Source organism: Paraburkholderia sp. BL6665CI2N2 (assembly GCF_004366535.1).
Classification (GTDB): Bacteria; Pseudomonadota; Gammaproteobacteria; order Burkholderiales; family Burkholderiaceae; genus Paraburkholderia.
On the sequence record NZ_SORC01000001.1, the window covers coordinates 5,207,615 to 5,222,160 of the forward strand.

Below are 14,546 nucleotides of genomic sequence, written 5' to 3' on the forward strand. Positions count from 1 at the left end.
TAACCTGAGTGTCCTTGCCCCCTTCGGGGGTGGGATGCCCGTCAGTGCTGAAGCACTAACGATCATCGCAAAACACACCTGTTATAGGATCAAGCCTTACGGGCAATTAGTATCAGTTAGCTTAACGCATTACTGCGCTTCCACACCTGACCTATCAACGTCCTGGTCTTGAACGACCCTTCAAGGGGCTCGAAGCCCCGGGGATATCTCATCTTAAGGCGAGTTTCCCGCTTAGATGCTTTCAGCGGTTATCTCTTCCGAACATAGCTACCCGGCGATGCCACTGGCGTGACAACCGGTACACCAGAGGTTCGTCCACTCCGGTCCTCTCGTACTAGGAGCAGCCCCCTTCAAATATCCAGCGCCCACGGCAGATAGGGACCAAACTGTCTCACGACGTTTTAAACCCAGCTCACGTACCTCTTTAAATGGCGAACAGCCATACCCTTGGGACCGGCTACAGCCCCAGGATGAGATGAGCCGACATCGAGGTGCCAAACACCGCCGTCGATATGAACTCTTGGGCGGTATCAGCCTGTTATCCCCAGAGTACCTTTTATCCGTTGAGCGATGGCCCTTCCATACAGAACCACCGGATCACTATGACCTGCTTTCGCACCTGCTCGACTTGTCGGTCTCGCAGTTAAGCACGCTTATGCCATTGCACTATCAGCACGATTTCCGACCGTACCTAGCGTACCTTCGTACTCCTCCGTTACACTTTGGGAGGAGACCGCCCCAGTCAAACTGCCTACCATGCACTGTCCCCGATCCGGATTACGGACCAAGGTTAGAACCTCAAACAAACCAGGGTGGTATTTCAAGGGCGGCTCCACGCAGACTGGCGTCCACGCTTCAAAGCCTCCCACCTATCCTACACAGACCGGTTCAAAGTCCAATGCAAAGCTACAGTAAAGGTTCATGGGGTCTTTCCGTCTAGCCGCGGGGAGATTGCATCATCACAAACACTTCAACTTCGCTGAGTCTCGGGAGGAGACAGTGTGGCCATCGTTACGCCATTCGTGCAGGTCGGAACTTACCCGACAAGGAATTTCGCTACCTTAGGACCGTTATAGTTACGGCCGCCGTTTACCGGGACTTCAATCAAGAGCTTGCACCCCATCATTTAATCTTCCGGCACCGGGCAGGCGTCACACCCTATACGTCCACTTTCGTGTTTGCAGAGTGCTGTGTTTTTATTAAACAGTCGCAGCCACCAGTTTATTGCAACCCCTTCACCCTCTGCCCGCAGGGGCATCAAGCTACAGGGGCGTACCTTATCCCGAAGTTACGGTACCAATTTGCCGAGTTCCTTCTCCCGAGTTCTCTCAAGCGCCTTAGAATACTCATCTCGCCCACCTGTGTCGGTTTGCGGTACGGTCTTGTTAAACTGAAGCTTAGAGGCTTTTCTTGGAACCACTTCCGATTGCTTCTTCACCGAAGTGAATGGCCTCGCACCCTTGAATCCTGCGCCCGGATTTGCCAAAGCGCCTTCTCCAATGCAAGGACCGGGACTTCCAACACCCGGACAACCTTCCGCGATCCGTCCCCCCATCGCATTTAACAATGGTGCAGGAATATTAACCTGCTTCCCATCAGCTACGCATTTCTGCCTCGCCTTAGGGGCCGACTCACCCTACGCCGATGAACGTTGCGTAGGAAACCTTGGGCTTACGGCGAGGGGGCTTTTCACCCCCTTTATCGCTACTCATGTCAGCATTCGCACTTCCGATACCTCCAGCACACTTTCCAGTGCACCTTCGCAGGCTTACGGAACGCTCTCCTACCATGCACATAAATGTGCATCCGCAGCTTCGGTATATTGCTTAGCCCCGTTACATCTTCCGCGCAGGACGACTCGATCAGTGAGCTATTACGCTTTCTTTAAAGGATGGCTGCTTCTAAGCCAACCTCCTGACTGTTTTAGCCTTCCCACTTCGTTTCCCACTTAGCAATATTTGGGGACCTTAGCTGGCGGTCTGGGTTGTTTCCCTCTTGACACCGGACGTTAGCACCCGATGTCTGTCTCCCGTGATTGCACTCTTCGGTATTCGGAGTTTGCTATGGCGTAGTAATCCGCAATGGACCCCACAACCATGACAGTGCTCTACCCCCGAAGGTGATACACGAGGCACTACCTAAATAGTTTTCGGAGAGAACCAGCTATTTCCAGGTTTGTTTAGCCTTTCACCCCTATCCACAGCTCATCCCCTAACTTTTCAACGTTAGTGGGTTCGGACCTCCAGTACGTGTTACCGCACCTTCATCCTGGCCATGGATAGATCACCTGGTTTCGGGTCTACACCCAGCGACTGAATCGCCCTGTTCGGACTCGCTTTCGCTACGCCTGCCCTAATCGGTTAAGCTTGCCACTGAATGTAAGTCGCTGACCCATTATACAAAAGGTACGCCGTCACCCTCTTTCAAAGGCTCCGACTGTTTGTATGCATGCGGTTTCAGGATCTGTTTCACTCCCCTCCCGGGGTTCTTTTCGCCTTTCCCTCACGGTACTGGTTCACTATCGGTCGATCACGAGTATTTAGCCTTGGAGGATGGTCCCCCCATCTTCAGACAGGATTTCACGTGTCCCGCCCTACTTGTCGCATACCTAGTTCTTCCAATCTGTTTTCGCCTACGGGGCTATCACCCGCTATGGCCGCACTTTCCAGAGCGTTTGGCTAACAGTTCAGATAAAGAATGCAGGCTGGTCCCATTTCGCTCGCCACTACTCTGGGAATCTCGGTTGATTTCTTTTCCTGCGGTTACTTAGATGTTTCAGTTCACCGCGTTCGCTTCGCGTAGCCTATGTATTCAGCTACGGATGACCCATACGGGCCGGGTTTCCCCATTCGGATATCGGTGGATCAAAGCTCGTTTGCCAGCTCCCCACCGCTTTTCGCAGGCTACCGCGTCCTTCATCGCCTGTGATCGCCAAGGCATCCACCACATGCACTTGTTCGCTTGACCCTATAACGGGTGTGTCTCTCCCGATTCACATGCCGCTACAGGTTGAGTATTCGTGTTGCGCCGTATTCCAAAAGCGATCTTTCGATCTCTCTTTTCATACATTGATACAATCACAACCCTGATTCACCTACTCAACCACCCATCTCTAAGTGATCTTTCGTGAATCTCTTTACTACTTCTTCCTGATTGTTAAAGAACGACAGCCGATATCGCAGTTGCTATAACCGCGTATCCTTACTGACTGGCTCAATCGCCAATGCACAGTGCTCTGCTTTTACTACCCGCAGAACGCTACGCATTGAGGATTGGTGGAGGATGACGGGATCGAACCGACGACCCCCTGCTTGCAAAGCAGGTGCTCTCCCAGCTGAGCTAATCCCCCAGTCATGCACAGATAATCTCTACCTGCATTGATACCCAGGGGTCTTAGTCGCCAAACTCGGCGATCAGCACACCAGACAAGACTTTGGTGGGTCTGGATGGATTCGAACCATCGACCCCCGCCTTATCAAGACGGTGCTCTAACCGACTGAGCTACAGACCCCTGAGTCTGTCCAGATTTCACAGCCGATAAGCGTGAGCGCTCAACGCATTGCTTTTACGCAACTGACACGTTCGCTCGAGAAAGGAGGTGATCCAGCCGCACCTTCCGATACGGCTACCTTGTTACGACTTCACCCCAGTCATGAATCCTACCGTGGTGACCGTCCTCCTTGCGGTTAGACTAGCCACTTCTGGTAAAACCCACTCCCATGGTGTGACGGGCGGTGTGTACAAGACCCGGGAACGTATTCACCGCGGCATGCTGATCCGCGATTACTAGCGATTCCAGCTTCACGCACTCGAGTTGCAGAGTGCGATCCGGACTACGATCGGTTTTCTGGGATTGGCTCCCCCTCGCGGGTTGGCGACCCTCTGTTCCGACCATTGTATGACGTGTGAAGCCCTACCCATAAGGGCCATGAGGACTTGACGTCATCCCCACCTTCCTCCGGTTTGTCACCGGCAGTCTCCCTAGAGTGCTCTTGCGTAGCAACTAGGGACAAGGGTTGCGCTCGTTGCGGGACTTAACCCAACATCTCACGACACGAGCTGACGACAGCCATGCAGCACCTGTGTTATGGCTCCCTTTCGGGCACTCCCACCTCTCAGCAGGATTCCATACATGTCAAGGGTAGGTAAGGTTTTTCGCGTTGCATCGAATTAATCCACATCATCCACCGCTTGTGCGGGTCCCCGTCAATTCCTTTGAGTTTTAATCTTGCGACCGTACTCCCCAGGCGGTCAACTTCACGCGTTAGCTACGTTACCAAGTCAATGAAGACCCGACAACTAGTTGACATCGTTTAGGGCGTGGACTACCAGGGTATCTAATCCTGTTTGCTCCCCACGCTTTCGTGCATGAGCGTCAGTATTGGCCCAGGGGGCTGCCTTCGCCATCGGTATTCCTCCACATCTCTACGCATTTCACTGCTACACGTGGAATTCTACCCCCCTCTGCCATACTCTAGCCCGCCAGTCACAAATGCAGTTCCCAGGTTAAGCCCGGGGATTTCACATCTGTCTTAGCGGACCGCCTGCGCACGCTTTACGCCCAGTAATTCCGATTAACGCTTGCACCCTACGTATTACCGCGGCTGCTGGCACGTAGTTAGCCGGTGCTTATTCTTCCGGTACCGTCATCCCCCTCAGGTATTAACCAAGAGGTTTTCTTTCCGGACAAAAGTGCTTTACAACCCGAAGGCCTTCTTCACACACGCGGCATTGCTGGATCAGGCTTGCGCCCATTGTCCAAAATTCCCCACTGCTGCCTCCCGTAGGAGTCTGGGCCGTGTCTCAGTCCCAGTGTGGCTGGTCGTCCTCTCAGACCAGCTACAGATCGTCGCCTTGGTAGGCCTTTACCCCACCAACTAGCTAATCTGCCATCGGCCGCCCCTGTAGCGCGAGGTCCTAAGATCCCCCGCTTTCATCCGCAGATCGTATGCGGTATTAATCCGGCTTTCGCCGGGCTATCCCCCACTACAGGACACGTTCCGATGTATTACTCACCCGTTCGCCACTCGCCACCAGGATTGCTCCCGTGCTGCCGTTCGACTTGCATGTGTAAGGCATGCCGCCAGCGTTCAATCTGAGCCAGGATCAAACTCTTCAGTTCAAACCTGTTACTGTTTTTCGGTTGTTTTACCAACCGGTCGCTCACTCAACGTACTGACGAATGATCCTTCCATCTTTCAATGGAAAAACCTTCCTTTCATTACTGTGTGAGACTTGATACTTTCGCTTCATCCGGCAGATCCCGAAGGACCCGCCGGCGCGTCGCGCATCAAGCGCCCACACTTATCGGCTGTTAATTTTTAAAGATCGATTACGCATTCACCACCGAACCCGCACCACAGGTCGTCAACATCACAACCACCCGGCACCGCTTCGTTCTGCGTCGCTGCATCAGCAGCAGAGAAACGAGATTATGAAGAACTTCCGCTACGCCGTCAACAGGTTTTTCTAACTTCCTGAACCTGCCCGCCTCGCTGAAAGCCTTGCCACTGCTGGCTCTCCCGCCCCCCGTGCCCCGTTGTCCGAAGCACGAAAGAGCGAGATTCTAGCGAGCCCCAACCCGCCTTGCAAGCGTTATTTTGACAAGCGTATTAACGATGCTTGAAAACCGGTTTGCGCTTCTCGACAAACGCGGCCATGCCTTCCTTCTGATCTTCGGTGGCGAAGAGGGAATGGAACAGGCGGCGCTCGAAATGCACGCCTTCTGCAAGTGTCGTTTCATAAGCGCGGTTGACCGATTCTTTCACCATCATCACGGCCGGCAACGGGAATTCAGCGATCGTCGCAGCCGCAGCCACTGCCTCATCAACCAACGACGCAGCCGGAATCACACGCGAAACCAATCCGGCCCGCTCAGCTTCGGCGGCATCCATGAATCGCGCGGTCAGGCAGAGGTCCATCGCCTTCGCTTTGGAGACGGCACGCGGCAGGCGCTGCGTACCGCCGGCGCCAGGCATGATGCCGAGCTTGATTTCCGGCTGACCGAACTTTGCCGTGTCGGCGGCAAAAATGATGTCGCACATCATCGCCAGTTCGCAGCCGCCACCGAGCGCAAAGCCCGCCACCGCCGCAATAATCGGCTTACGAATGGAGCGAACGGTCTCCCAGTTGCGGGTGATGTAGTCACCCTTATAGACATCCATATAGGTATAGGTGGACATCATGCCGATGTCGGCACCAGCCGCGAACGCCTTTTCGCTGCCCGTCACCACGATCGCGCCAATCGCGTCGTCGTCATCGAACTCGCGCAACGCTGCCCCCAGTTCGTCCATCAATACGTCATTCAAAGCGTTCAACGCCTTCGGGCGATTCAACGTGACCAAGCCGACCCGTCCCCGCGTCTCAACCAGAATGTTCTCGTAAGCCATTGCCGCCTCCTAAGGTTAGAAAAATTGCGCGCGAAAACGCTTCGCGCGGTCATGTTAATAATGCTACCATTCGCCAACCAACCGGTCGGTCAATTATTCGACAGGCTTTTCCCAACGTACAGCCAAGCCCTCTGCCATGACACATCCGCTATTCACCAAGCACGAAGACACGCTGCAAAAGGCACTCACCGCGGTTGAAACGCGCGGCTACTGGAGCCCGTTCGTCGAAATGCCCAGTCCGAAAGTGTACGGGGAAACAGCTAATGCGGACGGCGAAGCCGCATTCAAAGCGCATCTCAACGCGACGTTCCAACTGGACCAACCCTCGACGGGTGAAACCGTCGGCGCCGAAGTCTCACCGTTCGGATTCCCGCTCGGCGTGCGCTACCCGAAGGCCGACCCCGCCGCACTGATCGCGGCTGCCGCCGCTGCCCAACGCGAGTGGCGCGCAGCAGGCCCGCAGGCATGGATCGGGGTGTGCCTCGAAATCCTTGCCCGCGTGAATCGCGCCAGCTTCGAAATTGGCTACAGCGTGATGCACACGACCGGCCAGGCATTCATGATGGCCTTCCAAGCGGGCGGCCCGCACGCACAAGACCGCGCGCTGGAAGCCGTCGTGTATGCGTGGGACCAGTTGCGCCGCATTCCCGGCGACGCCCATTGGGAAAAGCCGCAAGGGAAGAATCCGCCACTCGCCATGCACAAGCGTTACACCGTCGTTCCGCGCGGCACCGGCCTCGTGCTCGGCTGCTGCACCTTCCCGACGTGGAACGGCTACCCGGGCCTCTTCGCCGATCTGGCCACCGGCAACACGGTCATCGTCAAGCCGCATCCGGGCGCAATTCTGCCGCTGGCGCTGACCGTGCGAATCGCGCGTGACGTCTTGCGCGAAGCGGGTTTCGATCCGAACGTCGTCACCTTGCTGGCCACCGAGCCGAACGACGGCGCACTCGTCCAGGACCTGGCACTGCGCCCGGAAATCAAACTCATCGACTTCACGGGCAGCACGCAAAACGGCACGTGGCTCGAGCGCAATGCGCACCAGGCCCAGGTCTACACCGAAAAAGCCGGCGTGAACCAGATCGTGATCGACTCGGCCGACGACATCAAGGCCGCGGCCCGCAACATCGCCTTCTCGCTCGCGCTGTACTCGGGCCAGATGTGCACCGCGCCGCAAAACATCTACGTGCCGCGCGGCGGCATCCGCACTTCGGAAGGCACGCTCGGTTTTGACGAAATTGCCCAAGCCATTGCCGGCGCGGTGCAAAAACTCGTCGCCGACCCGGCCCGCGCTGTCGAACTGCTCGGCGCGATTCAGAACGAAGGCGTGATTCAACGCATCGACGAAGCCGCAAAGCTCGGCCGCGCTCTCGTCGAGAGCCTGTCGCTCGAACATCCCGCTTTCGCCGGCGCCCGCGTGCGCACACCGCTCGTGCTCCAACTGGATGCCGCCACCGACCAGGCGCAGTTCACCAAAGAATGGTTCGGCCCGATCTCGTTCGTGATCGCGACGGACTCCACTGCGCAGTCGCTCGATCTCGCCGGCGCAATCGCCGCGGAACACGGCGCGCTGACGCTGTCGGTTTACAGCACGGACGAAGCGGTGCTCGAAGATGCGCACGAAGCATCGATCCGCGGCGGCGTGGCCTTGTCGATCAATCTGACCGGCGGCGTGTTCGTCAATCAGTCGGCAGCGTTCTCGGACTTCCACGGCACGGGCGCAAACCCGGCGGCCAATGCCGCGCTGGCTGACGCCGCCTTTGTCGCGAATCGCTTCCGCGTAGTTCAAAGCCGCGTTCATGTTGAACCCAAAGCGGCGCCGGCGGTAGCTGGCTGAATGGCATAAGACAAAAGCACGGCTTTCGTCCTATGCCGTTTGGCCGAATGGACCGGGCAGTGCACCCCAACTAACATGAGGCATTGGATCGGCACCTCACGCCGATCCGTTCCAGCAGGAATCCCTATGAACGACGCCTTCATCTGCGATGCGATTCGCACTCCAATTGGCCGCTACGGCGGCGCACTCAAGGATGTCCGCGCCGACGACCTCGGCGCGGTGCCGATCAAGGCGTTGATCGAACGCAATCCCGGCGTCGACTGGCGCGCTGTGGACGATGTCATTTATGGCTGCGCGAACCAGGCCGGCGAAGACAATCGCAACGTCGCCCGCATGTCGGCGTTGCTAGCCGGCTTGCCCACCGAGGCGCCCGGCGCAACCATCAATCGCCTGTGCGGCTCGGGTATGGACGCAGTCGGCACGGCTGCGCGCGCTATCAAGGCGGGCGAAGCGCGCCTGATGATCGCCGGCGGCGTCGAAAGCATGACGCGTGCCCCGTTCGTCATGGGTAAAGCGACTAGCGCGTTCGCGCGCCAGGCTGACATTTACGACACGACCATCGGCTGGCGCTTCATCAATCCGTTGATGAAACGTCAGTACGGCGTCGATTCGATGCCTGAGACCGCGGAAAACGTTGCAATCGAATTCAGCGTGAGCCGCGCGGATCAGGACGCGTTTGCCTTGGCGAGCCAGCAAAAGGCCGCGTATGCCCAGAGGGCCGGCACGTTAGCTCAGGAAATTGTCGGCGTCGAAATCGCGCAAAAGAAGGGCGACCCCATACGCGTACTGCTCGATGAGCACCCGCGCGAAACCTCGCTCGAAAGTTTGGGCAAGCTCAAGGGCGTGGTTCGCCCGGACGGCAGCGTGACGGCCGGTAATGCGTCCGGCGTGAACGACGGCGCGTGCGCGTTGTTGCTGGCTAACCAGCAGGCCGCCGACCAATACGGACTGCGCCGCCGCGCCCGCGTGGTGGGCATGGCAACGGCGGGCGTCGAGCCGCGCATCATGGGTATCGGCCCGGCGCCGGCCACGCAAAAACTGTTGAAGCAGCTCGGCATGACGCTCGAACAACTCGATGTGATCGAGTTGAACGAAGCCTTCGCCTCGCAAGGTCTCGCTGTTCTGCGTACGCTCGGTCTGCGCGACGACGACCCGCGCGTCAACCCGAACGGCGGAGCCATCGCACTCGGCCATCCGTTGGGCGCTTCGGGCGCGCGTCTGATCACAACCGCGCTGTACCAGCTGGAGCGGACCAACGGCCGCTTTGCGCTTTGCACGATGTGCATTGGCGTGGGCCAGGGCATTGCACTGGTCATCGAGCGGCTCTGATATCAGCGCCGCAGCGCCCATCGGCCGAAGAGACTTTGAGGAGACACCCAATGTCATATGAAGCGATTCGCCTGGACATCGACTCATCGAGCCATGTCGCAACCATCACGCTGAACCGCCCGGACAAGCTCAACAGCTTCACGCGCGCGATGCATCAGGAACTGAGCGCCGCGCTCGACGAGGTCGAAACTTCAGGCGCGCGCGCGCTCGTGCTCACCGGAGCGGGCCGCGGCTTTTGCGCCGGCCAGGACCTCGCCGACCTCGATTTCACTCCAGGCGCCATGACCGATCTGGGTGAACTGATCGAGCAACATTTCAATCCGTTGATCCGCCGCCTGCAAGCATTGCCGCTGCCCATCATCGCCGCGGTGAACGGCACGGCCGCCGGCGCAGGCGCCAATCTCGCGCTCGCGTGCGACCTCGTGCTCGCGGCTCGCTCGGCCAGCTTCATTCAGGCGTTCGTGAAAATCGGCCTTGTGCCGGACTCGGGCGGCACATGGTTCCTGCCGCAGCGTGTCGGCATGGCTCGCGCGTTGGGACTGGCCATCACCGGCGACAAACTCAGCGCGGAAAAAGCTGAAGGCTGGGGCTTGATCTGGCAAGCAGTCGACGACTCGGAGCTCGCCGCCACCGTCGGGAAACTCGCGTCTCAACTCGCGCAGCAACCCACGCGCGCCATCGCCGCTATCAAGCAGGCCATGCGTGCGGGCGCGACGCAAACGCTCGACCAGCAACTCGATCTGGAACGCGATCTGCAACGCGAACTGGGAGCTTCCCACGATTACGCGGAAGGCGTGCATGCCTTCGTTGAAAAGCGCGCACCGCGCTTTGAGGGCCGTTGAACATGTCCACGCAAGCCAATCATCCCGATCAGATGACGCCCGGCGAACTCGCCCGCGCCACTGCTGCCGCGATGTACGAGAACGACGCGTGCAGCCGCGCGCTCGGCCTCGAAATCGTCGAGGTGCGCCCCGGATACGCGCGCCTGCGCATGGCCGTACGCGACGACTTTCTGAACGGTCATCAGATTTGCCATGGCGGCCTGATTTTCACGCTCGCGGATTCGACGTTCGCGTTCGCCTGCAACACGTACAACATCAACACGGTTGCAGCCGGCTGCTCGATCGAGTTTCTGCGGCCTGTGAAAGGCGGCGACGTGTTGACGGCGGAAGCCGTCGAGCAAACCTTGAGCGGCCGAACCGGCATCTACGACATTCGCGTGACGAACCGCGCCGAAGAAACCGTGGCGATGTTCCGCGGCAAATCCGCACAAATCAAAGGCAATCTGATTCCCGCAGGCGATTGATAACCGCCGCCCCGCGGCAGCTCAAGAGAGATTCGCGGTTTGGTGGCCGCACTTCACCACCAAACCGTTAAACCGCTAAAAAGCACCCAGCGCCCGGTTTTTGCGCACGAGCGCACGTACATCAGACTCAAGCATTGAGGCAGCAAGGAGACATTCAATGACCACCGCCCTTCCGCTCGATCCGATCGAGACCGCCAGCCGCGACGAACTTGCCGCGCTTCAACTCGAACGGCTTAAATGGTCGTTGAACCACGCTTATGAAAACTCGCCGGTTTATCGGCACAAATTCGATGAAGCCGGCGTTCACCCGAGTGAAGTGAAAACCCTCGCGGACCTGGCGCGTTTCCCCTTCACCACCAAGAAGGATCTGCGCGACAGCTACCCGTTCGGGATGTTCGCCGTGCCGCAGGAACAGATTTCACGGATCCACGCGTCGTCGGGTACGACAGGTAAGCCGACCGTGGTAGGTTACACCGCGCGCGATATCGACACGTGGGCGAATCTCGTCGCGCGTTCGGTCCGCGCCGCCGGCGCAAGACGCGGCGACAAGGTTCATATCAGCTACGGCTACGGCCTCTTCACGGGCGGCCTCGGCGCGCACTACGGCGCCGAGCGCGCGGGGCTCACCGTGATCCCGTTCGGTGGTGGCCAGACTGAAAAGCAGGTGCAACTGATTCAGGATTTCCGGCCGGACATCATCATGGTCACGCCGAGCTACATGCTCTCTATTGCAGACGAACTCGAGCGTCAGGGCATCGACCCGGCCAATTGTTCGTTGCGCCTCGGCATCTTCGGCGCGGAACCGTGGACCAACGACATGCGTCGGGCGATCGAAAAGCGCATGGGCATCGACGCTGTCGACATCTACGGTCTGTCCGAAGTGATGGGTCCGGGCGTGGCGTCGGAGTGCGTAGAAACGAAAGACGGCCCGACCATCTGGGAAGACCACTTCTATCCCGAGATCATCGACCCCGAAACCGGCGAGGTGCTGCCGGACGGCGAACTCGGCGAACTGGTGTTCACGTCGCTGACCAAAGAGGCGCTGCCGATCGTGCGTTACCGCACGCGCGACCTCACGCGCCTCCTGCCGGGCAGCGCGCGCACCATGCGACGCATGGAAAAGATCACCGGCCGCTCGGACGACATGATGATCGTGCGCGGCGTGAACGTGTTCCCGACGCAGATCGAAGAACTGCTGCTCAAGCAGCGCGCGCTCGCGCCGCACTACCAGATCGTGCTGACCAAAGAAGGCCCGCTCGACGTGTTGACGTTGAACGTCGAACCTTGCCCGGAATCGGCGCCTGACACAGCAGCGCTGAGCACGGCCAGCCAGGCGCTGGCCTATGACATCAAGGCGCTGATCGGAGTGAGCGCGGTGGTGAATGTGCTGGCTGTGAATGGAATCGAGCGTTCGGTAGGCAAGGCGCGGCGCGTGGTGGACAAGCGCAAGTCAGGGCTGTAACGAAAGCCACTTTGATCGACGCATGATGCAGCACGTTGCATGCGTCGCATCCGCCTGCGCGCACGATCGAATTGAACGGCCACACCCAAAACAAAGTGCGGCAAATCAAATAAGCAGCGCGGCCTCGCCGCGCCGCTTACCGATCACATCGACCGGAAACAGCGGCGGCGTTAAACCTAACGTCCACCGCCGAAACCCTCAAGAATTCGGCAGCAACAACCACATGCGGCCGCCCTGCTTCATCTTCCCGGCCAGATCGCCGGCGTCGTCGCCGAGGCCCCAGAAGTAATCGGCCCGCACGCCGCCCTTGATCGCGGAACCCGTGTCTTGCGCGAACACGAGGCGGTTCATCGGCGAATTCGTCAACGGACGCGTTGTCTGCAAGAACACGGGCGTACCGAGCGGAATCGAAGTCGGATCAACCGCGATCGACCTCTCCGGCGTCAGCGGCACACCCAGTGCGCCGATCGGACCATCCGCGCCACCGCTCGGCACGCTCTCGCCGGACGGCATCTCGCGGAAGAACACGAAGCGCGGATTCGTATCGAGCAACGCATCGACGCGCGTCGGGTTCGCGCGCGCCCACGCCTTGATGCCCTGCATGGTCGCCTGCGCGGGCGTGAGTTCGCCGCGGTCCAGCAGCCAGCGTCCGATGGACTTGTACGGCTGGTTGTTAGTCCCGCCAAAGCCGAGCCGCATCACGCTGCCGTCTTCCATCACGATGCGTCCGGAGCCCTGCACCTGCAGGAAGAACGCTTCGATCGGATCGTCGACCCATACAAGTTCGTTACCGTTGAGCACACCCGCGCGCTCGAGTTGCGCACGCGCCGGCAGCGGTGCGCCCGCGCGATAACCGGAAGGCCAGCGGTACAGCGCGGTCTGATACACGCCGTGGCGTGTGCGCGAACCACGCAACAAGGGCTCGTAGTAACCGGTAACCAAGCCGTCGAGCGTGCCGTCGGTATTCGCTAACTGGAAAGGCGTGAAATAGGCTTCAAAAAAAGCCCGCGCACTGGTGACGTCGAGGTCGTCGATTTGCGAGGCCGCGGCACAGGCGCGGGCCCAGTTCGGTTGACGCGCGAGCCTCACGCAGTTTTGCCGCAACGCGGCCGTCGCACCGATCAACGAGTCGTCCTGCCAACCGGGCACCTGCTGCCAGGCAACGGCGGTCAGCCGCGCCGCGGCAATCTGTCCGGGTATGATCGCCGCCCCCGTGGGCGGCGAAACCGAGGGCCGGACCGCGCCGCCGCCACCGCAGGACGCCAGCATCACCGCAACCGAAAGCGCGCCGAGCCATGCTCCGGCCGTGCGGACAAAACGCATACAATGTTCGTTCTTGATGGAAACCGCCATGTCTGATCTGTTCGACGAATACCCGATGCTCATCTTCGCGCTGGAATCGCTCCTCGCGCTCTTCCTGCTCGTCTTTATCGTTGTGTGGACGTCGTCCGGCAAGAAGAAAGCGGCGCGCGCCAACGCGAGTAAACAGCAAAAGCAGCAAAAATCGCAGTAAAGCTACGCGTTGCACCGCGCATGAGCTTCTTAAAGACCGCGGGCCGCGCCCTCGGTTCAATGCAACGTACGCGGCATGCGCAGGATGAACTCCGGCACCGGCGCGTCGAAACGCTCACCGTCCTCGGCCACGCAGAAGTACTCTCCGCGCATGGTGCCGACCGGCGTGGCGATCACCGCCCAACTCGTGTATTCGAAATGCTCGCCCGGTTTGAGCAACGGCTGGTGTCCGACCACACCCAAGCCCTTCACCTCCTGGACGCTCTTGTCGCTGTCGGTTATCACCCAATGACGCGCGATCAATTGGGCGGGCACCTGGCCGGTGTTACGGATAGTCAGCGTGTAGGCGAATGCATACTGGCGGCGCTCCGGGTCCGACTCTTCGGGCAGATACTGCACCTGCGCCGAGACGCTGAATTCGTACTGGCTCATCCTGATTCCGGTCTGCTGAAACGGGGTGTGAAAAATCGCGGGAAAGCCCGAACGCCAATGGTTTGCGGGCGCACTGGCGAGGCGGCGCTGATGGTTTTGGCATTCTGCTTGATGCGCGGCACGCCCGCAACCGGACAAATCCCTTTGGCCAAGGGACATTAGGACGTTTTGTCACATTCGCAGCTTGAACGAAGGTTCACGCCCGAAAGCGTCCACGAACCGGAACGCCCGCGCGCAAAACGGTAAAATGGCGCTTTCCCGCTTGCCTCCGCCCCCGCC

At 59.2% G+C, this 14,546-nt stretch carries 9 protein-coding genes, 2 tRNA genes and 2 rRNA genes; 6 read left to right on the forward strand and 7 right to left on the reverse strand.

Features of this window, described 5'->3' with window-relative positions; all coding sequences use genetic code 11:
- Window positions 1-85: 85 nt before the first annotated feature.
- From B0G81_RS23270 to B0G81_RS23290, 5 genes are all read right to left on the reverse strand, one after another.
- A 23S ribosomal RNA gene (locus tag B0G81_RS23270) occupies window positions 86-2,967 on the reverse strand.
- Window positions 2,968-3,273: 306 nt separating this feature from the next.
- A tRNA-Ala gene (locus B0G81_RS23275) sits at window positions 3,274-3,349 on the reverse strand.
- 85 nt (window positions 3,350-3,434) lie between these two features.
- A tRNA-Ile gene (locus tag B0G81_RS23280) sits at window positions 3,435-3,511 on the reverse strand.
- Window positions 3,512-3,591: 80 nt separating this feature from the next.
- Window positions 3,592-5,122, reverse strand: a 16S ribosomal RNA gene (locus tag B0G81_RS23285).
- Together the 16S and 23S rRNA genes with 2 tRNA genes alongside form the textbook arrangement of a ribosomal RNA operon.
- Window positions 5,123-5,612: 490 nt before the next feature.
- Entirely contained in the window at window positions 5,613-6,389 is a 777-nt protein-coding gene (locus B0G81_RS23290) for an enoyl-CoA hydratase (RefSeq protein ID WP_134138460.1), read from the reverse strand.
- 136 nt (window positions 6,390-6,525) lie between these two features.
- On the opposite strand from B0G81_RS23290, the gene paaN reads away from it, so the two are divergent.
- The 5 genes from paaN (at window position 6,526) to paaK (ending at window position 12,323) form a co-directional block, all read left to right on the forward strand.
- Window positions 6,526-8,226: a phenylacetic acid degradation protein PaaN gene (gene paaN / locus B0G81_RS23295; protein ID WP_134138461.1), complete on the forward strand. Its 1,701-nt coding sequence runs from the start codon at window positions 6,526-6,528 to the stop codon at window positions 8,224-8,226.
- Window positions 8,227-8,352: 126 nt separating this feature from the next.
- Window positions 8,353-9,555, forward strand: a complete 1,203-nt coding sequence (gene pcaF, locus B0G81_RS23300) for a 3-oxoadipyl-CoA thiolase (RefSeq protein WP_134138462.1) — start codon at window positions 8,353-8,355, stop codon at window positions 9,553-9,555.
- A 50-nt stretch (window positions 9,556-9,605) separates the two neighbouring features.
- Complete coding sequence (paaG, locus tag B0G81_RS23305; RefSeq protein ID WP_134138463.1) at window positions 9,606-10,397, forward strand: 2-(1,2-epoxy-1,2-dihydrophenyl)acetyl-CoA isomerase PaaG; 792 nt, start codon at window positions 9,606-9,608, stop codon at window positions 10,395-10,397.
- 2 nt (window positions 10,398-10,399) lie between these two features.
- A complete protein-coding gene (paaI, locus tag B0G81_RS23310; protein ID WP_116118351.1) occupies window positions 10,400-10,861 on the forward strand; it encodes a hydroxyphenylacetyl-CoA thioesterase PaaI in 462 nt (153 codons plus the stop codon).
- Window positions 10,862-11,018: 157 nt separating this feature from the next.
- A complete protein-coding gene (gene paaK / locus B0G81_RS23315; protein ID WP_134138464.1) occupies window positions 11,019-12,323 on the forward strand; it encodes a phenylacetate--CoA ligase PaaK in 1,305 nt (434 codons plus the stop codon).
- A 198-nt stretch (window positions 12,324-12,521) separates the two neighbouring features.
- On the opposite strand, the gene B0G81_RS23320 is transcribed toward paaK, so the two are convergent.
- Window positions 12,522-13,646 carry an MltA domain-containing protein gene (locus tag B0G81_RS23320; protein ID WP_106284260.1) on the reverse strand — a complete coding sequence of 375 codons (1,125 nt, stop codon included), beginning with the start codon at window positions 13,644-13,646 and terminating at the stop codon, window positions 12,522-12,524.
- A 28-nt stretch (window positions 13,647-13,674) separates the two neighbouring features.
- Between B0G81_RS23320 and B0G81_RS43780 the strand changes: the two genes are divergently transcribed.
- Window positions 13,675-13,836, forward strand: coding sequence for a hypothetical protein (locus tag B0G81_RS43780; protein ID WP_166679051.1), 162 nt, complete (start codon window positions 13,675-13,677; stop codon window positions 13,834-13,836).
- A gap of 56 nt (window positions 13,837-13,892) precedes the next feature.
- Here the strand turns inward: B0G81_RS43780 and apaG are convergent, their stop codons facing one another.
- Window positions 13,893-14,267, reverse strand: coding sequence for a Co2+/Mg2+ efflux protein ApaG (apaG, locus tag B0G81_RS23330; RefSeq protein WP_012434444.1), 375 nt, complete (start codon window positions 14,265-14,267; stop codon window positions 13,893-13,895).
- Window positions 14,268-14,546 lie beyond the last annotated feature (279 nt).